Source organism: Cytobacillus firmus (assembly GCF_023715565.1).
GTDB lineage: Bacteria > Bacillota > Bacilli > Bacillales > Cytobacillaceae > Cytobacillus > Cytobacillus firmus_C.
In genome coordinates this window covers 1-21,428 of sequence record NZ_JAMBOJ010000024.1, presented here as the reverse complement: position 1 = coordinate 21,428, position 21,428 = coordinate 1, and the positions used below count along the sequence as shown (strand labels likewise).

Genomic DNA, 21,428 nt, shown 5'->3' with positions numbered 1-21,428 from the left:
AAGAGGTAATGATATGGGCGGGAATATACCATTGAATCTTAGTAACGCTCCGCTTAAGAGCTCGAGAGAAGCAAAGGATCCTGTATGGGTTCAATGGCTGTTAATCAGTATTGCTTTAATATTTCTGGGGTTGTTTCTGATTTTGCCGCTAGTCACGGTTTTTGTTCAGGCTTTTGAAAAGGGGCTCACGGTCTATCTGGAGGCCATTACGAACCCGGATGCATTATCTGCGATTAAGCTGACGCTATTGGTAGCCATTATTGCTGTTCCGCTGAATGCATTCTTTGGCATCATGGCGGCCTGGGCTATTACAAAGTTTCACTTTAAAGGGAAGAACCTGCTTATTACGCTGATTGACCTTCCTTTCGCAGTCTCTCCAGTCATTGCCGGTTTAATTTTCGTTTTGCTGTTCGGCTCTCAGGGGCTTTTCGGGGAATGGCTTTTTGAGAGAGATATCAAGATTATTTTTGCAGTGCCTGGTATTGTTCTTGCGACAATCTTTGTAACAATTCCCTTTATCGCCAGGGAACTGATTCCGCTGATGCAGGCACAGGGAACAGCAGAAGAGGAAGCATCAATCACTCTTGGTGCAGGGGGATGGAAGACATTTTGGCATGTAACTATGCCTAATATCAAATGGGCGCTTCTTTACGGCATGATTCTCTGTAATGCGCGTGCGATTGGCGAGTTTGGGGCAGTTTCTGTCGTATCCGGTCATATAAGAGGCCTCACCAATACAATGCCTCTGCATATCGAGATTCTATACGGCGAATATCAATTTGCTGCTGCGTTTGCTGTTGCTTCTTTAATGTCGATAATGGCCATTTTCACACTTATTATAAAAAACATTCTGGAATGGCATGGGAAAAAAGAAACAGCATAGAAATCATAAAAGTTAGGGGAATTCAGAATGAGTATTGTGATAAATTCCGTTTCCAAAGCTTTTGGAACATTTCAGGCGTTGGAAAATATAAATCTTGAAATCCAGAAAGGAGAGCTGGTAGCTTTATTAGGTCCTTCCGGTTCGGGAAAGACCTCCCTGCTGCGGATTATTGCCGGCTTGGAAGCAGCTGACCAGGGTACTATATTTTTTGACAGTGAGAACATTACCGCCATTAATGCTAAAGAACGAAAAGTTGGGTTTGTCTTCCAGCACTATGCACTGTTTCGCCATATGACCGTTTTTGATAATGTCGCTTATGGGCTGAAAGTAAGGCCAAGGAAAGAGCGGCCTGGCAAAAAAGAAATTGAGAGCAAAGTTTATGAACTGCTGGAGCTTGTAAAGCTGAAAGATCTGGCAAACCGCTATCCTGCTCAGCTATCAGGGGGACAGAGGCAGAGGGTTGCACTTGCAAGGGCTTTGGCCGTTGAACCTAAGGTTCTTTTATTGGATGAACCATTTGGAGCTCTTGATGCGAAGGTCAGAAAAGAGCTGAGAAGGTGGCTGAGAAGACTCCATGACGAATTCCAGATTTCAAGCATATTTGTTACACATGATCAGGAAGAGGCATTGGATGTTGCTGATAAGATTGTCGTGATGAATCAGGGGAAAATCGAGCAAGTGGGAACACCGGAAGAAGTATATGATAATCCCCAGACCCCTTTTGTATATGACTTTTTAGGGAGTGTGAATCTATTCAGGGGAAGGCTGAAAAATGGAAAGCTCAGGCAAGGTGAAGTAGCCTTGGAAATTCCGGATTGGGCAGGTTCAGATAACCTGGAGGCAGTAGGCTATGCAAGGCCGCATGATATCGGCATCAGCAGGGAAGGTTCTAATGATGCAGTACCTGCAGCTATATCCCACTTGCATATTGTAGGCCCAATCGTACAAATAGAACTTGTCAGGAAAGATACCAATGAGTATCTTGAGGCAGAAATCCCAAAAGAAAAGTATCACAGGCTTGGATTAAAAGAAGGAGAAGTTGTATTCATTAAACCGAAGCAGCTCAAAATTTTCATACCTGATGATTTTATCATTTAATTTAATTAAAGAAGGGAGTAAGGGTACAATGGCAAAAATTACGACTGAGTATGAAAAGTATATTTTATCTTCTATTAAGGATATTGATTATGGGTCAGTAGTCATTACCCTTCATGCAGGGAAAGTGGCACAAGTAGAGATAACGGAAAAAATACGGGTGGAATCTAATAATGGGAAAAGATGATGTATATTTTTGGTTTTATTCCTAGTTTACCCATAGGTATTATTGGATAGTGTTTTGGAAAAGAAAGGGGATGATGGTCATGAGTAATTTTGTTGCTATATCGGGAAGTCCATCTGCTGTTTCACGGTCTTCCATACTTGTAAACTATCTTCGGAAAGAATCTGCAAAAAGAGGGGTTACCGTAAGAGTATATTCTGTACTTGATTTTCCGGCCGATGTTTTGATTGAAGGGCGGTATGATGATCCTTCAATTAAAAAGCTTTCTGAAGAGATCAAGGAGGCAAGCGGCATTCTTATTGTTTCTCCGGTATATAAAGCTGCATATACAGGGGCCCTGAAAGCATTGCTGGATATTCTGCCCCAGGACGCTTTTAAAGATAAGCCTGTATTTCCATTAATGGTGGGAGGAAGCTCCGCCCATCTGTTGGCAATTGATTATTCCTTGAAGCCGTTATTGGCTGCGCTAAGTGCCCAGACCATTCTAAAGGGGGTGTATCTCACCGATCGATATGTGTATAAAGAGGATTTCGAAAACCCTATAAAAAATGAGGAACTGCATGAAAGAATTACAGATCAGCTTGGACAGCTAATAGACATCTCCCAAAATACCAAAACCCTGTTATAGCAGACAGTCATTCGACCGGTCCCCCGGAGAAGACACGATTTCTATTTTCATAGAACGTGTCTTTTTTATTGGCTGTTTTCGTATAGTTTGATGCTTTTTTCACACCTTTGAACAGTTTGCTGAGTTGATTGGAGCGGAAATCAACGGGCATAATCCATAAACAAAAAAGAGCCTTTTATTTGTACTTACAGTGAAACTATTAAAGGAGGGAGATTTTAAATGGCTTTTTTAGAAATCCGTGATTTAAGCAAGACTTTTCTTTCGGAAAAAGGGGAAGTTCAGGCTTTAAAGGATATTCATTTAGCTGTTGAAAATGGTGAATTAATTACGGTTATAGGTCCCAGCGGATGCGGGAAAAGCACACTTCTAAAAATCATAGCGGGTCTGGATAATGATGCGGAAGGCATTGTCGAGATTGACGGAAAGGAAGTAAAAGGCCCCAGTATTGATAAAGGCTTTATATTTCAGGAGCCCAGGCTATTTCCCTGGCAAACGGTAGAGAAGAACATCGCTTCCAACTTTACATTAAGAAATAAAGAAGTGAGAGATAAGGTGAAAGAATTAATTCAGCTGGTGAAGCTGGAGGGGTTCGCCAAAGCGTATCCAAGAGAGCTTTCGGGAGGGATGGCGCAGAGGGCGGCCATAGCTCGTGCCCTGCTGCGCAATCCAAAGGTATTGCTGCTGGATGAGCCTTTTGGTGCTCTTGATGCGTTCACGAGATCGCATATGCAGGAGGTGCTGCTTGATATTTGGCATGAGAATAAGACTACTATGCTTTTTGTTACCCATGACATAGATGAAGCTATTTATCTGGCGGATCGGGTAGTCATTATGAATGCAAGACCAGGCTCTATTCAAAAAGTGGTGAAAATCAATTTACCGCATCCAAGGAAAAAATCAAATAAGACGTTTCAGGAATTCCGTCATCTTATTTTGAATGAATTTGAAAAAGCAGATGAACTTGAATTAATGGATAGAGCAGGAATCTAGCGGAGGTGTAAATATTGAATAATAAAGCAGGCTGGGCACAACCGAGGATATTAGTGCAAGGGAAATCGAAATTGAGATTAAAAGAGCTGAAGGGAATAAGGGATAATAAATGGAGTGTGTTCTTTAGAGGGATGATTTTTCCGCTGCTTGTTCTGCTTATGTGGGAATTTGCCGGATATTATCAGCTAATCTCGGAAACTCTCCTGCCAAGGCCAAGCAGCATTTTCAGCTCATTTATCGAGCTGCTGACTGCAGGTAATCTACTTTATCATTTTCAAGTAAGCTTTTTGCGGGCAGTGGGAGGATTCCTCATTGGAGGAACCCTTGGACTGATTGCGGGATTAGCTGTTGGCTTTTCCAGTAAGGTGGAGCATACGCTGGATCCGACACTGCAAATGCTTCGGACCATTCCGACTCTTGCCGTCATTCCGCTGTTTATCTTGTGGTTTGGTTTTGGTGAAGTCTCTAAGGTGCTTCTTATAGCAAAAGGAGCATTCTTTCCGCTCTATGTTAATGCTTTCCTTGGCATACGCAGTGTGGATGCCAAATTATTCGATGTTGCCAAAGTCCTTGAATTCAGCAGATGGAAGCAAATCACGAATTTGATCCTTCCTTCAGCCCTGCCAAATATCCTGCTTGGGCTTCGTCTTGCATTAGGCGCAGCATGGCTGGCGCTCGTTGCTGCAGAACTCATGGGGTCAAGTGAAGGTATCGGGTATTTAATTACGGATGCCCGGCAGTTTTCACAAACAACAGTTGTATTTGTAGGGATTATTATTTTCGCAGTATTTGGAAAGGCTTCAGACTCGTTTGTAAGGTATTTCGAAAGAAGATGGCTTAAATGGCGGGAGAGCTATAAAGGCTAAATAATGGAGGCTGGGAGAATGGGAAATCGTAAAATGCACCTGAATTTATTTTTAACAAGCATGGGACATCATGAGGCAGCTTGGAGGCACCCTTCATCAGACCCTGAGCGGGCACATGATATAAATTATTATATGGAAATTGCTCAAAAAGCAGAAGAAGCAAAGCTGGATTCTATCTTTCTGTCAGACAGGTATTCGGTGTCAACAAGAGCAGTCAAATATGGTGAGCTTGGCGGAGGAGGCTTTGAACCTCTCACTCTATTATCAGCCTTGTCTGCTGCAACTAAAAAAATTGGACTGATTGGAACAGTCTCGACTACTTTTAATGAGCCTTTCAATGTGGCCAGAAAGTTTTCTTCACTGGATCATCTAAGTAAAGGCCGTGCAGGCTGGAATGTCGTCACATCAGGAACAGATGCGGAGGCCAATAACTTTAACCTGGAGAAAATACCGGCACACAAGGAGCGCTATGAGCGCGCGAAAGAATTTGTGGAAGTCACAAAGAAATTATGGGACAGCTGGGAAGAAGGAGCGTTAATAAAGGATAAGGAAGCAGGCATATATTCCTTGAGTGATAAAGTCCATGAAATTAACCACAAAGGCAGCTGCTATTCGGTAAGGGGCCCGTTAAACAGCCCGAGATCACCTCAGGGGCAGCCTGTCATTGTACAGGCTGGCTCCTCCAAAACCGGTATTGATTTCGCAGCTCAATTCGCTGAAGTGGTTTTTACAGCACAGCAGTCACTTTCTGACGCACGAGCATTTTACAAATCTTTAAAAACAAGGGCTGCCGAGTTTGGCCGAAATCCGGAGAACCTTATCATCTTGCCGGGCGTTTGCCCTATTATAGGAGAAACAGAAGAAGCAGCCAAAGAAAAAGAGGCTGAGCTGCATCATTTGACCAATCCAGAGTATAGTCTTTTACAGCTTTCCAATCGCATTGGCATTGACTTAACAGGCTATCCGCTGGATGGCCCTCTGCCTGAACTGCCGGAAATCCAAGAGATTCAAGGGCATCAAAGCCGAACTAAGCTTATTCGGGATCTGGCTGAAAAAGAGAAACTTACCATTAGACAATTGCTTCTCAGACTTGCAGGAGGCAGGGGGCATTATACGATTGCAGGGACGGCTGAGCAGGTAGCGGATGAACTTCAGCTATGGTTTGAAAATGGGGGGGCTGACGGTTTTAACATTATGCCCCAGTTAATGAGTGAAGGCTTTTCAGATTTTGTTCAATACGTTATTCCTATCCTTCAAGATAGGGGCCATTTTAGAACGGAATATACAAGTGAAACACTAAGGGGCAATCTTGGGCTGCCTTTTCCGGACAAAGCTCAAAATTTTCATCCTGCAGGATAGGCTAAAGAAGAACCCCGCTCCGGTTAAGGTGAGCGGGGTTCTTCACTTTGAGTTATTTATATTCTTTTAAGACTTTCTCGATATATGAGTTATCAACAACTTCTGAAACATCTATTTCTTTGTTGAGTCCTCCCAATTCTAATAGTAGTGCAGCAGATTCCTGCTGGGTCTCCACAATTTCCTGCCTTATTGGTGTGTTGACCGGTACGGAGTTTTCCAGCACTCTCTCAATTATTTCTTTATCCGTATTTTTCAGCTCTGCATAAATTTCGATTGCTTCATCTTTGTTTTCAAGCTGCCATCTTGTTGCTTTCTCCGTAACCTTAAGATAAAGTTCTACTAGTTCAGGATGTTCTTTTGCGAACTGTGTACGGACAATTTGGAATCCGGGACTGAAGGTTCCGATCGTTTCTCCATTTGCGATGACTTTTGCTCCGTTTTTGACTACTTGAATGGATTGATAAGGTTCCCAGATGGCCCATGCATCCACTTTCCCTGTTTCAAATGCCGGCTGTGCTTCATCAGGCTGAAGCTGGATAATTTCCAATTCTGAGGGCTTGATGTTTTCCTTTTCCAGCAGGCGGTAGAGGAGGCCATATGCACTGCTTCCTTTAGCAACCGCCACTTTTTTGCCTTTTAGATCCTTCACCGAAGTAATAGGGCTATCTTTAGGCACCAGAAGTGAGTCGCCTTTTTCTCCTGTACTGGCTACAGCAATTTCCTTAAAATTAATTCCGCCGCTTTGTCCTGCAAGCACTGGAATATTTCCAACCCGGCCAAAGTCAATGCGGTTGGAGGCAATTGCTTCAAAGTAAGAAGGGCCGCTTTGGAATTCCGCCCATTTTACTTTTACTCCTGTTTTCTCAAATTCTTCTTCAAACCAGCCCTTGTGCTTGGCTAATAGAATTGGCCATATGCTTTGCTGGATTCCTATTGTAACTGTTAGAGCCTTATTATTCTTTTCATCCTCAGCTTTACTGCCGGTGCTCGCTGATTGGGCTTGGCAGCCTGACAGCAGACCGATCATCAATACAAAAATTATAAAATACTTTACATGCTTCCAGCTTTCCATTTTCCATTCCCCCTAATTTTTAAAAGTGAAAACAAAATTTAATGGTTTCACCTGCCTTTTTCCCCGATAAAAAAGAAAGGCCCTGCAGAGCAGCAAATCGCTACTCCACAGGGCCTTCAGCTGACTGATCGGCAATAATTAAATAATAACCATATTTTAATCCTTATAATTCCTATTTGTCAAGTCGGTTTTAAAGGGGAACAATACTATATTTTATAGTTTTACAGCATATATGAGCCAAACAAACCGATTGAGCTGTTTAAATTGGACTGAAAAACCATTGGATTGAAAGATCTCCTTCAAAACAGGAATCGTTGTATAATACTCAGTTTCCAGGTCCTGTGCCAGACTGAGAAAATGGTCCCTTTTTGCCTCATTGATGAAATCCTGTTTAACCTCTTCACTTTTAAAAATGGTATCTGCAAAAATGAGTTTGCCGCCCTTTGAAAGCAGAGAACTGTATTTTTTGATGGCTTCTGCTTTTTCGGTGTCCTTTAAGTGGTGGAAAGCGTAAGTACTAACGAGGGCATCTGCGGGCCCATTTACTTGAAAGTCCAGAAAATCACCATTCAGCATTGGAACATCAGGCAGTTTACTGCGTGCAATATCCCTCATGGCGGCAGAGGGTTCAATTCCAGTTACATTAGCGCCCTTTTCGAGAAGCTTTTGTGTCAAATTCCCTGTGCCTGCACCAAATTCAATTACATTGCCATCTGCAAGATTGGCCACTTCTTGAAGGATATTTTCATAATTCAAAAACACCTCATGATATTCAAGGTCTTTACCGGTTACAGCCTGATCATAGGATTCTGCCCAATGGTCAAACAAGTCAACAAATTCACGGCCCATTGAAAAATCACTCCTTTTAATTCTTATAATACTTATTGGTATACTATGAATAAAGATATCGCTTGGTAACTCGCAGGATCTCTTAATTCTTAATTGACAAAATCGCGGTTAAAACATACTATACGAGTAGGAATAATAAGGATTAAATAAAACGCAGATAATATCCAACAATATATTGGAGAGTCTAAACAATCTTTGTGAAAAACAGAGGTGCTGACAATGAATTATTACAGCAGTGTGAAAGAATTAATTGGGAAAACCCCACTTGTGAAAATCAGCCATTATGCTATTCCGGAAGGGGTAAATGTTTTTGCGAAGCTTGAATATTTTAATCCTGGCGGCAGTGTAAAGGATCGGTTAGGACAAAAATTAATTCGGACAGCGATAGAGGGAGGGCTTCTCCCGGAAGATGGGACTGTCATTGAACCAACTGCAGGGAATACAGGCATAGGCTTAGCGCTTGCAGCTATTGGGACGAAAATCAAAATCATCTGCGTCGTACCTCAAAAATTCAGCGTTGAAAAACAGAATCTTATGAAAGCGCTAGGAGCTAAGGTTATTAATACACCGACTGAAGAAGGCATGGAAGGTGCTATAAAGAAGGCTGAGGAACTGCTCATGAAGATTCCTGATTCCTATAGTCCTCAGCAATTCAGCAATGAAAATAACCCCAAAACGTATTATGAAACATTAGGACCTGAAATTTACAAAGCGCTGCAAGGGAAGATTGATATTTTTGCAGCTGGGGCTGGGACTGGCGGTACGTTCATGGGATGCGCCAATTACCTTAAAGAGAAGAATCAAAAGATAAAGACAGTTATCGTCGAACCTGAAGGCTCCATTTTAAATGGAGGGAAGGCAGGACCGCATCGTACTGAGGGAATTGGGATGGAGTTTTTGTCTCCGTTTATGGAACCGGGTTTATTTGACGCAATTCATACCATATCAGATAAAGATGCGTTCAAACGAGTGAAGGAGCTGGCGCTGCTGCAAGGATACTTAGTTGGAAGTTCGTCAGGTGCTGCCTTTGAAGCAGTGTTGAAAGAAGCCGAAAGTGCTCCGTCTGGAACAAATATCGTGACCATTTTTCCTGACAGCAGTGAGCGGTATTTAAGTAAATCTATTTATGAGGAGGATGTACAATGAGAAAGAAAACACAAATGATTCATGGAGGCATCTCCAGAGATGAACATACAGGTGCAGTCTCCATACCTGTCCACCATGCTAGTACCTTTAAACAAGATGGTGTGGGCAATTTCGTTTACGAGTACGCCAGAACCGGAAATCCGACTAGACATGCACTGGAGGAATTAATAAAGGATCTGGAAGGCGGTTATCGCGGCTTCGCTTTCGGCTCCGGCATGGCAGCTATCTCTTCTGTCATGCATTTATTTTCAACAGGAGATCATGTTATTTTTACAGATGATGTATATGGCGGCTCTTATCGTTTAGTAACAAAGGTTTTGAAGAAATATAAGATTGAAGTTACCTTTGTGGATACAAGCGACCTGGCTGCGGTGGAAGCGGCGATACAGGAAAATACAAAAGCCATCTATGTCGAGACTCCTACAAATCCATTGCTGAAGATTACTGATTTAGCCGAAATTTCCAAGCTGGCCAAGTCCAAGAACCTGCTCATGATTGTGGATAACACATTCAGTACACCATACTGGCAAAATCCAATCGAACTGGGTGCTGATATCGTTCTTCATAGTGCTACTAAATATATTGGTGGACATAGTGATGTGGTTGCCGGGCTGGTTGTGGTAAATTCTGAACAGCTTGCAGAAGATATGCATTTTATCCAAAATTCAATTGGGGCTGTTTTGGGGCCGCAGGACAGCTGGCTGTTAATCAGGGGAATTCGGACACTGGCCATTCGGATGGAAGAAATTGAAGAAAATGCGAAAAGAGTGGCAGACTTTCTTGCTGATCATCCGCAGGTTTCCAAGGTTTATTATCCAGGATTTAGAGATCATAAAGGTCATGAAATTCATTCGAAGCAAGCCAGGGGATTTGGCGGTATGATTTCATTTGATGCAGGCAGCGGTGAAAAGGCAGAAGAGGTGCTTAAAAAAGTAAAATATTTTACCCTTGCGGAAAGCTTGGGCGCGGTGGAAAGCCTGATTTCCCTGCCGGCCAAAATGACGCATGCCTCAATTCCGAGAGAGCGCCGTCTGGAATTAGGAATTGCAGATGGGCTGATTCGCATATCAGTTGGCCTGGAAGATGCGGCAGATTTAATTGAAGACTTGCAGTCAGCGCTATAAGAAAGTGCCCCATTCTATATGGGGCTTGTTATTTATATGGAGTGTGTTTTGCCTTAAACCGCTCTTCTGACTTTCTTAGCAAAATTGATTGGATGACCAACATTTTGGATATCTACGTAAATGAGGCTGGGCTGATCGAATAGCCACGCATTGTGTACGGATGAAACGGATATACCCTGGTTAATAATGGCAGCAGCAAAACTATCAACCTCCTTTTGTATAAGGGCTACCCTGCCCAGACATAAAGCCTTGTCTTATTAGTAGTAACCTGCCCTAATAATATTTCTGGCAGTATTAAAACGCAAAATGGGCTATATAAATAATTGTGTGTATGTGGTAATATAAGGAAAACGAAAGAGGTGATGAATATTCAGCTTGCTCATGAAAAAGGTTTAATCCCTAAGTTATTCAGCCTAAGCCTAATTTACATTTTAAGTGTCATCCCCATTAGCATCATTTGTGTTAACTTCATTCATAAATTCTACTTTCATCCTCAATACTTCTTAGTATTTAGCACCAATAAACAATCATATGTGATTTTTAGTGCAGGGATTTTTCTTTTGTTCGCTGTCGCTGGAGTTTTTTTGTATTCCAGAGAGATAAATTCTTCAATATGGCTGACTTTAGCAGCCCTTCTCTTGTTCTGCTTGTCTCTTTTCATACTTTAGTTGTCTCTTGATGTGTATACCTATGTGGACGAAAAAGGGATTCATATAAATAGCGCATCGAATATAAGAACTGTTGAAAGTTATCCGTGGGAAGAGGTGGAATCAGTCACTCAGTTAAACAAGAGAGGTACTCCGGTCCAGATTGAGGTTAGTTTAAAAGGGGATAAAAAAATTGTGCTGCATTTGGATGTAGACTGGTATGCGAAGAGAAGTGCGTTTTATGAGATGCTTAGGGATTATGAAATCCCGCTTGATACAAGGGAAAAATAAGTGCCTGTCATCTCTAACAGGCACTTTGTTTATTCAACATGATCGAGTTAGTTATGGATCAATTTTAGCCGATCTGCGCTCTTGCTCTGTCAGGATTTCCGCATCTTCAGCATTATCCCGTGTCACTTTTTGGGTCAGAATGGATCCAACTGCAACCAAGAGCATGACCGCAATATAATAACCTTTCTCATTGAGTTGCATATCGGCATTATAGAGGCCGATTAGAAACAAACCAACACCGGCAATTAATGTAAAGTAGGCCAAAAAAGTAAAAGCTGGCGTGTTTCTCCTTCTGTACTTTTGCATGGTTTCAATCCCCTTTTTAAGCGATTTGCGTTTCCTTTTGCAAAGCTGTAACATTTATTCTTGATAATTAACAAATATCCATTTTTGTAAAAAAATGAAACAAATATCCATAAGTGCTTTATACTGTTTTTTAATTACAAGTTTAGAAAAACAGAGATTGCTAAGCTTGTATTTTTCTAAGGAGGTACATATATGTTGTCTAATATAGTTGTTCCCGGAATTATTCTGTGTTTACTTTTATTGGGGGTATTTTTTGTTATAGGGACGCTTAAGAAATAATTGATTAGAGGTGGGGACAGTTCTCTATCTTTTGTTAATTGCTGTAATAGGTTTTATGATCTATATTCTTTTTCGCCTATTCAAGTCCGGGAGAGGCATCTCAAGCAGCGACTTTACCCCAATCGATGACTTGGATAATGGTCTGATAAGGAAAGGCAGCAGGGCATCTCATAAAATTGAAGCAAGGAATGAAGACTCGTATGAAGATAGGTAGCTATGAAATGATTTATGTTTACAGGAAGGTAAGAGAAGTATAGATTCATAGACCTGAGATTTATTTTGTATGCAGTTTTATTTAGCACTATGGCGACTGTATAGGAGGCTTATGAAATGTGCTGATAAAAAGTCTGGAGTATGTAAGGGCTAAAAATATAGAACAATTGGCATTCAAGCGGAAAATGGGTATGGTTTTGGTCATATTCCTGACAGGGGCTTTGTTAGGGTTGCTTGCAAAATATACGGACGGCACAGTTTTGGGGTTAATTGGCTCTGGGCTTGGATTCTGGATAGCAGCAGCTTCTTTGCTTGCAGCCTGGAGCCGAACGCCAAAGGATGCCGGTCTGCATGTTTTAGCGTTCTTTTCTGCGATGCTGTCGGCTTACTATTTGTATTCTATGATTCTGTTCGGATTTTTTCCTAAATCCCAATTTATATTTTGGGGAGGCATTGCCTTACTTTCTCCTATTTGCGGCTATGCAATATGGTTTGCGAGAGGGGAAGGGTGGCGTGCAGCGTTTTGTGCTGCTATGCCGATCAGCCTGCTTATTGGGGAAAGCTTTAGCTTTATCTATATACTTACTCCATTCAATAAGGGTTTATTTTGCGGTTAGCATTGTTTCTGTGGATTGTTAAACAGGGTGATGACCATGCAGCAGGCTGGTTGTATCCCTATGATATTCAGTTCTTAAAGAACATAAAAATATCGGCTTAAAGTAAAGGATTAAGGCTAATAATGTTTAGGAAGTAATTGGTTGAAAGGGTGAGGATCTTGACTTATGAAGAAATCATGCAAAAGCTTGAGGAGCTTGGTACAGAGCAGACGAAGCGGACTTTCAAGAATCACGGGGCGAAGGAGCCTTTCTTTGGTGTAAAGGTTGGAGATTTGAAAAAGCTGATGAAGTTTGTAAAGAAGGATCACGAGCTCGCGCTTCAATTATATGAATCAGGAAATCATGATGCGATGTATCTTGCAGGACTATCTGTCAATCCAAAGCTGATGACAAAAGAGACTTTACAGGAATGGGCTGAAAAAGCCTATTGGTACATGATTGCGGAGTATACTGTGGCCCAAGTGGCAGCTGAAAGTGAGTATGCTCTTGATTTGGCCCGGGAGTGGATCAAATCTGAGGATGAAATGGTTTCTGTCTGCGGCTGGAGCACGTATTCTAATTATTTGTCCATCACACCTGATGACGAGCTTCATATTAGTGAAATAAGGACTTTATTAGAACAAGTTAAAGATACTATTCATGCAGAGAAGAACAGGGTAAGGTATGTTATGAATGGCTTTGTGATATCGGTGGGCTCTTATGTGCCAGAGCTGAATGAGGAAGCAAAGAATGTCGCTGAGCATATTGGGAAAGTGCATGTAGATGTCGGAAATACAGCCTGTAAAGTGCCCTTGGCCAAGGAATATATTGAGAGAGTGGAATTAAAGGACCGGGTTGGGCTAAAGCGGAAGACTTGTATTTGTTAAGAATAATTTTTGTAGGATACATACGTCAAAGGAGCTCAAGAAAAAGGCTTCTGAGCTCCTTTGATTTTTATTGAGTTTTCGTTTCTGAATATTCTTTTTCAATTCCACCCGGGAATTTTACTTCCAATTCGAATTTTTGGTAGTTGTCATCTACTGAAAATGCGTCCTTAACCTGTTTAATGACCTCTTGATCTTCTGTATTTTGATCGAACGATAGCCCCTCAAAAATTGGAGTCAACTTCTCCATCGCTTCATCAGAAGTTAACTTCTGATCAGCAAGGTCATCCTGATATGCGGCTTCCATTCCGTTTTTTTCATTTTCATAATCCACATCAATAGTTTGTTTATCCTGGTACTCCACCTCAAGGTCAAATTTCGTAAAATTAAATGAAGCCTCATCGGAAGTTTCATTATTTTGATTTTTAGCAGGTGCATTTTCAGGCGGATTTTCTACTTTCTCATCATTGCAGGCTGTTAGCAATAATGCAGATAGAGTTGCAGAGATTATAAGTTTTAGTTTCATAAAAATCCTCCTTAATCACGATGTTGTTTATAATGTACCCAACTATTACTGAAACAATCACCTTGTTGAAAATGGATGGTTTTTCATATAATTGGAAATAAGTCGGTTAGCATGCCGTGCTTTCATATCTTGAATTTCGGTGGAAAATTCATGATTATCATAGCGGGAGTAAGAAGTTATAGAGAGGAGAAGGGTGACAGTGAAGTGGTTAGCTATTATTATATATTGTCTTTTATTTTCCAGTGCTTTTGCTTTGGAGAAAATGGTGAAAAGGAAGTGGAGTATCCCAAAGAAGCGGAGGTATACCAAAAAGTTTAACAGACAGCATAAGGTAATAGAGGCTTTAATTCTGTTTGTCTTTATTTTAGGCATCTTTACAGCAAGCATTACGGTTGAAGAGAATGGTGTACAAATTTCTTTAAATCCGATACCCTATCATTGGTGGCTGGCGCTATTGGTATTGGCAATAGGAATTTGCAGAGGGGTTATGGTCAGAAAATATGCCAGTCATTCCAACGAGCATATGCTGGAATTTGCTTTTGCGGCTTGGACACCACTTATGGTCTTGATTACTTATTATGTGACAACAGCATTTTTTTATTAGGCTGTTCCCACAATGTTTGTTGTTTTTTTATAACCTAATTTTATTTAATGAGTTGATCTTCGCTGTGGGCACTTGATCCTCAGAAATGCAGACGCATTTCCTCCCCGCGGGTTCGCTTCGTGCCTTTCGCTGCAATCAACGGGCAAAATTTACAAGTGAAAAACAACAATTTATACGAAAACAGCCTTTAATAATAATACATTTGCTGTGGGAAATATGGCTGATTGTATTGGTATTGCAGGGTTGGTTCCTGAGCATTCCTGCTGCAGTCTTTGGTTGGCCCAATAAAGCTGGAAGGCTGGACAGGTGCTATGGTCTTTTTCCATTGCTTTTCATCCATGCAATAAGTGTGCGCCATAATATTGGAAGGTGTTAATTTGAGAATATCAGATCCTAGGATGACCTCCGGAGAAGGAGCATTGAAGATGGCCAGCAGATGAGTGCCGTCGGTATGTGCTACCTCATAGTGCCACCAGCCTTGAGGGACATTGGCTACCTGTCCGGGTGTAATGTAATAGTTCTGGATTTGTTTGGTGAATGGGTTAAGCAATGATACAGTAGCTGCCCCGGATATACAATAAACCAACTCAGCAGCATTTTGATGATAATGCGGTTCTATTACATTATTTTGGCTTAGATAGATGTCAAGTAGCGAGACATCCTCCAGCGTGTTTAATTGCTGAATTCCCATTACATTTATATAGTTTCTGCTGTCTTTTTTCACCAGGGTGCTTTTATTCAAATCAAAAAAGTAATTTAAAGATGGTGAGGTGTAATCTAAATATTTAACCATTTCTGCTCAGTCCTCCTGGGAAAATAAGTGTCTCATATAAAGTATGCATTCGCCCACAACCAGTGCATGTACCCCAGTAACGAAATAAAAGACGAGCAATGAAGGAAGTATGGCCTGCTGCTTTCGTTTGTCTGTCTGCCCCGTGTATACACTTCATTAATTCGCAATAACCTGCACTTTTCCAAAATCTATTCTGGTGGTAAGAATCCAGCCTATTACACCTCAAGAACTACTGCAAAATCATACTGAGGCTCATTTTAGAGCCTTCCAAATAAAAATAATATTAAATTAGTTAATATTAACGATAGAAGGTCATTGATAGAGGAGAGGTTATATGGCTGTCTCAAGGTCAAGATTTTTAAAGGTAATAGCAGTTCTTTATGTGTTCATTTCATTTAGTGTTTTTCTTGGAAAATCGGCTTCAGCTGAAAATGGATTAGAAATGAATATAGAGAAGGCAATTAAAGATTATCTGGATGAATATAAGGTTCCGGGAGCTTCAGTTGCCATCATCCGTAATAATGAACTGTTTTTTTCAAAATCATGGGGAGTTACTGGAGAATCAGATGAGGAGGTTACAGAACAAACTCCTTTTACAATTGGCTCCATAAGCAAATCGTTAACGGCAATGGCCATTATGAAGTTAGCTGATAATGGAACCATCAGCCTGGATGCCAGCATTCAAGAATATCTTCCCTGGTTGACACTGAAAAATGGAAAAGCTGCCGAAATAACAGTGACGCAATTGCTAGCGCAGACAAGCGGCTTTAGCACCTATGATGGGCTGGCACTATCTGATAAAGAATTAACTGGCAGTGATGCTATTAAGAATCAAGTCAAGAAATTGTCAGAAGTTGAACTGACTGCCGCACCTGGTGAAAAGCATCTATACAGCAATGCCAATTTCTTAATCTTGGGTGCGATGATTGAAGAACTGACGGGAATGTCTTATGCCGATTACATGGAGCAGCAGATTTTTGCCCCCTTAGGGATGAAATATACTGCGGCTAATAAAAAGGGGGCTTATGAGAAGGGCTACCTGAAAGGGTTTCAATCCTGGTTCGGATTTCCGGTGAAAAGTTTTGTAGCCTACGATGATGCTGGAGCACCTTACGGATACATTACGGCCAGCTCTGAAGATATGGTCCAATTCGTAAAAGTATTAAGCGGAAATGGACCGGACCATTTTATTAGTGATAAAACTTTGGATTTATTTAAGACACCGCAGGTCCAAACAGGTGAAGACCGGTATTATGGGTACGGAATTCGCATTTCCAATCCTGATACCCCGAAAGAATTGATCTGGCATTCTGGCTCTACCCCTGATTCGCATGCAGAATTCTTTTATATTCCGGAAACCGGATGGGGCGGCGTGATTTTGACAAATAAGAATCATGTTTTGGAGGAAGAGGGTCTTTACTATCTGAAGGAGCATATTGTTAGTCTATTAAATGACGATGAACCTGAAAAAGTACCTAATCATAGTGTAACCATACAATACATTATGCTGGGATGTATCTTGTTGCTGGTTATACTTCCAATATTTTTAGTGAAAAGATTCAGAATCCGGAAATATTTTAAAAAGGGAACAAGACTATTCTTAGGCGTGCTATTTATCGGCCTATCAGCAGTGTTAATCCCTCTTTTCACATTTACCACATCGTTTCCTTGGCATTCCATCTCTGTCTTTGCGCCTGATATTGCTCTTTTAACTATAGTAGCAGTAATACTCCTGGCCATCAATGGACTGCTGCTGTTTAGCTTAATTCTTAAAAAATCATGGTGATGAATAAACAAGGGACGGTTCTAGTGTTCATGACAGTAAGAATCGTCCTCTTGTATCACTCATTCTCAATGCTACTTATCAAAGCTGAATAGACTAGATAGATTGAATTAATGACTGCCAGCATACTTACTTCTTCTAATATTGGAGATTTATATGCTTCTATCCGGCGGTTACTCAGCTGGAGGATTTCCTTTGAATTTCTGGCCAGAAAGGAATCGGGGTTGCTTGTTATTGCGACGATAGGTATATTTCTCTCTATTAAAACTTTTACCAATTGAGTAATGAATCTGGTTTCTCCTGAAAAGGAGATTACAATTGCCAGATCATTAGTTGTAAGAGATTTTGCCTCGGTTATTTGGTTTTCGTGATTGCCGTAAGCGGTCGCGTATTTTCCAAGACGCAGAAATTTGAATTGGGTATTACGGGCAAGTAAATGCGAGAATGTCACTCCGAATATAGAAACTTTTTTAGCCTGATAGATTTTTTTTGCGATGTTTAGCAATCCCTTTGATTGCAGCAATTCAGCTGTTTCCTTTAATGATTCAGCCACATTGTCAAAGTAATCTTCTACAAGGTCCTCATTAATGCTTGCTTCCACTTTTTTGTAATCCACTTCACTATCATTAAATTCTGTATAAGTTCTGGCATATTCCTTTAATTCCTTAAAAGAAATATTATCGAATTTTTTACAAAAACGTGATACGGTCGCTGGTGAAGTATGGCATGCATCAGCTACTTGATAGATGGACATGCTCGGGAGCTGGTGTACGCTTCGCATGATAAACTCGGCGATAACAATCTCTGTATGGGTATGGTCTGTTGAAGACTCGATAAAGTTTAGTAGTTTCGCAATGAAATTGTACATTTTGATGCTCCTCGTTTATCCCTTTTTATCATTATAGACAAATAAAAAAGTTTCATAAAATGAAATTTTTGAAAGTTAGACAATATCACTTGTTAAGATAACCATGAAAGCGATAACAAACTCTTCTAGGAGATGATCATATGAAAAAGTTTAACATTTTAATCGTCGGCGGAGGGAGTACTTGGACGCCTGGATTGCTTAAAAGCATCTGTGTTCGTCAAAAGAGTTTTCCGATCAATCGATTGGTGATGCTGGATGTAAACGAAGAACGTCAGAAGGTAATTGGGGAATATGCAAAGGTTTTATTTAATGAAGATTATCCGGAAATTGATTTTAAATATACAACAAATAAAGAAGAAGCTTTTACTGATGACCTGGATTTTGTCTTTGTTCAGATGAGAACCGGCGGCTACTCCATGCGTGAAAAGGATGAAAAGATTCCAATGAGCCTTGGAGTAATTGGGCAGGAAACATGCGGGCCTGGAGGATTTGCATATGGAATGAGATCGATTCACGATATGGTTGAACTTGTGAACGATGTACGAAGTGTTGCTAAAAATGCATGGATTCTGAACTACACAAATCCTGCTGCTATCGTTGCAGATGCGTTGCAAAGAATTTTTCCAGAGGATAAAAAAATCCTTAATATCTGTGACCAGCCGGAAAACTTGCTGCGTTCGTATGGAAGGCTGCTTGGTTTGACCCCAAGGGACTTTGATCCAGTATACTTTGGACTTAACCACTTTGGCTGGTTCACAAATCTTTATGATAAAGAAGGCAATGACCTGCTGCCTCAATTAAGAGAATTGATTTTAGAAGGTGGCTTCCGACCTGCTGATTACGAACAGCGAGATAAGTCATGGTTGGAGACTTATGCGATGGTAGAGCAGATGGTAAGAGACTTCCCGGATTACCTGCCGAACACGTATTTACAATATTATCTGTATCCTGATAAAGTGTTAAAGAAGTTAAATCCTGACTATACAAGAGCAAATGAAGTTATAAATGGACGTGAAAAACGGGTTTTTGAGGAATGCCGCCGTGTTACCGAGGCTGGTACATCCAGAGAATCGAATGTCGTTCATAATGACGCACATGGTGAATTCATCCTCATTGTTGCAGAATCGATTGCCTATAATAAAGGTGACAACTTTATAGTTATTTTAAAGAATGATGGGATAGTTGATAATTTACCAAACGATGCAATGGTGGAGGTCGCTGCCAGCCTTACAATAAATGGGCCACGCCCTTATGCCGTAGGTGAAATCCCAACGTTCTACAAAGGCTTGATCGAGGGGCAGTTCGCATACGAGAAACTTACAGTAGAAGCTTATATTGAGGGGTCCTACAAAAAAGCGCTACAGGCCCTTACCTTGAACAGAACCGTGGTATCGGCAGAAAAAGCAAGAGAAGTGCTTGATGCACTGATCGAAGCAAATCGAGAATATTGGCCAGAACTTCAATGATGTAATTTAGCACGGAGTAGGACATACTTCCCTGCATTATAAAAACAAGCAGAGTATCCGCTTACACTATATGGGCGATAGGAAGGTAGGTTAGCCATATGAAGAAATATCTCAATTTTGACTTTTTTCAGCGTATTGGAAAATCGTTTATGGTTGTTATTTCTCTCTTACCAGCAGCGGGATTATTATTAGGAATAGGGACAACGCTTCAGTCGCCGTATTTGATTGAGTACATGCCATTTTTGGATGGTGGCTTCTGGCACACCTTTTCTTCATTGATGAAGGGAGCAGGTAACGTAGTCTTTAAAAACCTTGGAGTGTTGTTTGCGATAGGAATCGCCGGGAGTTGGACAGGCGGAAAGGCTGGGGCGAGTATATCTGCCTTCGTTGGATATGTCGTTATGCATACGGTAATCGGGATAGTGCTTGGAATTACGCCGGAAAATGCTTCAGTTCCCGGTAATACGATAGAGTTAGGGATTCCAACCCTTCAAATTGGGGTCTTCAGCGGTATTTTAATGGGCTTCGTTGCTGCCGCTTTATATCAAAAGTACCATGATTTCAAAATGCCTGAAATGCTGTCGTTCTTTGGCGGATCGCGTTTTGTTCCAATTATCACAGCCGGTGTCTCAATTATCATTGCTTTGGTTTTATCCTATGTATGGCCATATGTTCAGGATGGCATTTTCTCGCTTGGTAAGGCGCTATCCGGACCGAATACCCCACCATTCTATATGTTCTTATATGGGTTGGTGGAAAGATCGCTTATTCCATTTGGACTTCATCATATTTTCTATATTCCAATCCGCTTTTCAGAAGTGGGAGGATCGTATACAACTCTAGCTGGTTCAGTCGTTTCGGGTGACACAGCGATGTACATGGCACAGCTAGCTGATAGACAAGTGAACTCAGCGATTGAAATTACAGCAGGCCGCTTTATGACAGGTAAATATCCATTCATCCTGTTTGGATTGCCGGCAGTTGCATTGGCTATGTACCATATGTCCAAGCCTGAAAATAAAAAAGCAGTTAGCGGACTATTACTGACAGCAGCGGGTACAGCATTCCTGACAGGTATAACAGAACCAATTGAATTTACATTCTTGTTTGTGGCACCATTGCTTTATGTATTCCATGCCTTGATGGCAGGATTGTCATTTATGATTATGTACATACTTGATGTAAACATCGGGTATGCAGGCGGGGCAGGCGTTATTGATTTTGCTTTATTTGGAATACTGCCGGGTGTTGGCGAGCCATGGTGGTATGTCATTCTTACAGGTCTTGTGATGTCATTCGTTTACTATTTCGTATTCCGCTTTGCTATCAGCAAATGGAACCTGCTGACACCAGGACGCGGGGATGATGATTCAAACAGACTTTACTCCAAGCAGGATTACCAGGACCGTTCTAAAAATAAGCAGGCATACAGTGTCTTGGCCGCACTCGGAGGAGAATCAAATATCAATAATATTGATGCATGTATCACTAGACTAAGAGTCGGTGTGAAAGACAAGTCTAAAGTAAATCACGACGAGTTGAAAATGCTGGGTGCAAAGGGAGTATTGGAAGTAGGTAACGGCGTACAAGCTATATTCGGACCAACTGCGGAAATACTCAAGAACCAGATCATAGACATCATTGATAAAAACAAGTCAGCTTGAAAGTAAAACGTTTTTAACCGCGCTACAAGGGAAAGACCCCAATTATCATATTTAGAGAAGACAAGAGGGGAATTCCTGAGTTAATCGCCGGAACTTATGTTAGTAATGAAAAAGCCTGTCTACATCAGTTTAACGGGTTCGGTTGACAGGGAGAAAACGTCAAAAAGTAAAACAAATAGTAAACAAAAAGAGGCTGGGACAAAACCCACCTCTGAAATGAAAAAGCCGGTGACATTTTACGACGAGTAAAATGTCACCGGCTTTGATTGTTTTTGAGAAAAATAAGGACCACTTCTGATACAATTAAGTTAC

General features: G+C 41.1%; 22 protein-coding genes and 1 pseudogene. 16 read left to right on the top strand and 7 right to left on the bottom strand.

The window, feature by feature from the left end:
* The first annotated feature begins 13 nt into the window (after positions 1-13).
* The 7 genes from cysW (at position 14) to M3205_RS11375 (ending at position 6,005) form a co-directional block, all read left to right on the top strand.
* Positions 14-883 (top strand): sulfate ABC transporter permease subunit CysW, encoded by an 870-nt coding sequence (gene cysW / locus M3205_RS11405; protein WP_251170027.1) that lies wholly within the window; start codon positions 14-16, stop codon positions 881-883.
* Positions 884-910: 27 nt separating this feature from the next.
* Positions 911-1,981 (top strand): sulfate/molybdate ABC transporter ATP-binding protein, encoded by a 1,071-nt coding sequence (locus M3205_RS11400; RefSeq protein WP_251170026.1) that lies wholly within the window; start codon positions 911-913, stop codon positions 1,979-1,981.
* Between the two features lie 28 nt (positions 1,982-2,009).
* Positions 2,010-2,165 (top strand): YezD family protein, encoded by a 156-nt coding sequence (locus M3205_RS11395; RefSeq protein WP_251170025.1) that lies wholly within the window; start codon positions 2,010-2,012, stop codon positions 2,163-2,165.
* Positions 2,166-2,244: 79 nt separating this feature from the next.
* On the top strand, positions 2,245-2,790 hold the full coding sequence (gene ssuE / locus M3205_RS11390) for an NADPH-dependent FMN reductase (protein ID WP_251170024.1): 546 nt from the start codon (positions 2,245-2,247) through the stop codon (positions 2,788-2,790).
* 219 nt (positions 2,791-3,009) lie between these two features.
* The gene (locus M3205_RS11385; protein ID WP_251170023.1) at positions 3,010-3,780 is read left to right on the top strand and encodes an ABC transporter ATP-binding protein; all 771 of its coding nucleotides are present in this window, start codon (positions 3,010-3,012) and stop codon (positions 3,778-3,780) included.
* An 11-nt stretch (positions 3,781-3,791) separates the two neighbouring features.
* Entirely contained in the window at positions 3,792-4,646 is an 855-nt protein-coding gene (locus tag M3205_RS11380) for an ABC transporter permease (protein WP_396105609.1), read from the top strand.
* 18 nt (positions 4,647-4,664) lie between these two features.
* A complete protein-coding gene (locus M3205_RS11375) occupies positions 4,665-6,005 on the top strand; it encodes an LLM class flavin-dependent oxidoreductase (protein WP_251170022.1) in 1,341 nt (446 codons plus the stop codon).
* A gap of 52 nt (positions 6,006-6,057) precedes the next feature.
* Here M3205_RS11375 and M3205_RS11370 read toward each other — a convergent pair whose 3' ends face one another.
* Positions 6,058-7,077, bottom strand: a complete 1,020-nt coding sequence (locus tag M3205_RS11370; RefSeq protein ID WP_251170021.1) for an aliphatic sulfonate ABC transporter substrate-binding protein — start codon at positions 7,075-7,077, stop codon at positions 6,058-6,060.
* A 213-nt stretch (positions 7,078-7,290) separates the two neighbouring features.
* Positions 7,291-7,926 carry a class I SAM-dependent DNA methyltransferase gene (locus tag M3205_RS11365; RefSeq protein ID WP_251170020.1) on the bottom strand — a complete coding sequence of 212 codons (636 nt, stop codon included), beginning with the start codon at positions 7,924-7,926 and terminating at the stop codon, positions 7,291-7,293.
* Positions 7,927-8,145: 219 nt separating this feature from the next.
* On the opposite strand from M3205_RS11365, the gene M3205_RS11360 reads away from it, so the two are divergent.
* Both M3205_RS11360 and M3205_RS11355 read left to right on the top strand, forming a co-directional pair.
* The gene (locus M3205_RS11360) at positions 8,146-9,072 is read left to right on the top strand and encodes a PLP-dependent cysteine synthase family protein (RefSeq protein ID WP_251170019.1); all 927 of its coding nucleotides are present in this window, start codon (positions 8,146-8,148) and stop codon (positions 9,070-9,072) included.
* Complete coding sequence (locus tag M3205_RS11355; protein WP_251170018.1) at positions 9,069-10,196, top strand: bifunctional cystathionine gamma-lyase/homocysteine desulfhydrase; 1,128 nt, start codon at positions 9,069-9,071, stop codon at positions 10,194-10,196. Before M3205_RS11360 ends, M3205_RS11355 begins: the two co-directional genes overlap by 4 nt.
* 53 nt (positions 10,197-10,249) lie before the next feature.
* Here the strand turns inward: M3205_RS11355 and M3205_RS11350 are convergent.
* Positions 10,250-10,447: pseudogene (locus tag M3205_RS11350) on the bottom strand (DUF1259 domain-containing protein); the annotation flags it as partial.
* 417 nt (positions 10,448-10,864) lie between these two features.
* On the opposite strand from M3205_RS11350, the gene M3205_RS11345 reads away from it, so the two are divergent.
* Positions 10,865-11,134 carry a hypothetical protein gene (locus tag M3205_RS11345; RefSeq protein ID WP_251170017.1) on the top strand — a complete coding sequence of 90 codons (270 nt, stop codon included), beginning with the start codon at positions 10,865-10,867 and terminating at the stop codon, positions 11,132-11,134.
* Between the two features lie 51 nt (positions 11,135-11,185).
* Here the strand turns inward: M3205_RS11345 and M3205_RS11340 are convergent, their stop codons facing one another.
* Entirely contained in the window at positions 11,186-11,440 is a 255-nt protein-coding gene (locus tag M3205_RS11340; RefSeq protein ID WP_251170016.1) for a YiaA/YiaB family inner membrane protein, read from the bottom strand.
* Between the two features lie 611 nt (positions 11,441-12,051).
* Here M3205_RS11340 and M3205_RS11335 point away from each other — a divergent pair.
* Both M3205_RS11335 and M3205_RS11330 read left to right on the top strand, forming a co-directional pair.
* Positions 12,052-12,549, top strand: coding sequence for a DUF6518 family protein (locus M3205_RS11335; RefSeq protein WP_251170015.1), 498 nt, complete (start codon positions 12,052-12,054; stop codon positions 12,547-12,549).
* A gap of 158 nt (positions 12,550-12,707) precedes the next feature.
* On the top strand, positions 12,708-13,415 hold the full coding sequence (locus tag M3205_RS11330) for a DNA alkylation repair protein (protein WP_251170014.1): 708 nt from the start codon (positions 12,708-12,710) through the stop codon (positions 13,413-13,415).
* A gap of 67 nt (positions 13,416-13,482) precedes the next feature.
* Here M3205_RS11330 and M3205_RS11325 read toward each other — a convergent pair whose 3' ends face one another.
* Positions 13,483-13,938, bottom strand: a complete 456-nt coding sequence (locus M3205_RS11325) for a YusW family protein (protein ID WP_251170013.1) — start codon at positions 13,936-13,938, stop codon at positions 13,483-13,485.
* A 199-nt stretch (positions 13,939-14,137) separates the two neighbouring features.
* On the opposite strand from M3205_RS11325, the gene M3205_RS11320 reads away from it, so the two are divergent.
* Entirely contained in the window at positions 14,138-14,542 is a 405-nt protein-coding gene (locus M3205_RS11320; RefSeq protein ID WP_251170012.1) for a DUF4181 domain-containing protein, read from the top strand.
* Positions 14,543-14,729: 187 nt separating this feature from the next.
* Here the strand turns inward: M3205_RS11320 and M3205_RS11315 are convergent, their stop codons facing one another.
* Complete coding sequence (locus M3205_RS11315; RefSeq protein ID WP_251170011.1) at positions 14,730-15,335, bottom strand: cupin domain-containing protein; 606 nt, start codon at positions 15,333-15,335, stop codon at positions 14,730-14,732.
* Positions 15,336-15,669: 334 nt separating this feature from the next.
* Here M3205_RS11315 and M3205_RS11310 point away from each other — a divergent pair, with 334 nt between their 5' ends.
* Positions 15,670-17,121, top strand: a complete 1,452-nt coding sequence (locus tag M3205_RS11310; RefSeq protein WP_251170010.1) for a serine hydrolase — start codon at positions 15,670-15,672, stop codon at positions 17,119-17,121.
* 55 nt (positions 17,122-17,176) lie between these two features.
* On the opposite strand, the gene M3205_RS11305 is transcribed toward M3205_RS11310, so the two are convergent.
* Entirely contained in the window at positions 17,177-17,986 is an 810-nt protein-coding gene (locus M3205_RS11305; RefSeq protein WP_251170009.1) for a MurR/RpiR family transcriptional regulator, read from the bottom strand.
* A 140-nt stretch (positions 17,987-18,126) separates the two neighbouring features.
* Here M3205_RS11305 and M3205_RS11300 point away from each other — a divergent pair, with 140 nt between their 5' ends.
* Both M3205_RS11300 and M3205_RS11295 read left to right on the top strand, forming a co-directional pair.
* Positions 18,127-19,452 carry a 6-phospho-alpha-glucosidase gene (locus M3205_RS11300; RefSeq protein WP_251170008.1) on the top strand — a complete coding sequence of 442 codons (1,326 nt, stop codon included), beginning with the start codon at positions 18,127-18,129 and terminating at the stop codon, positions 19,450-19,452.
* A gap of 98 nt (positions 19,453-19,550) precedes the next feature.
* Complete coding sequence (locus M3205_RS11295) at positions 19,551-21,116, top strand: PTS transporter subunit EIIC (protein WP_251170007.1); 1,566 nt, start codon at positions 19,551-19,553, stop codon at positions 21,114-21,116.
* Positions 21,117-21,428 lie beyond the last annotated feature (312 nt).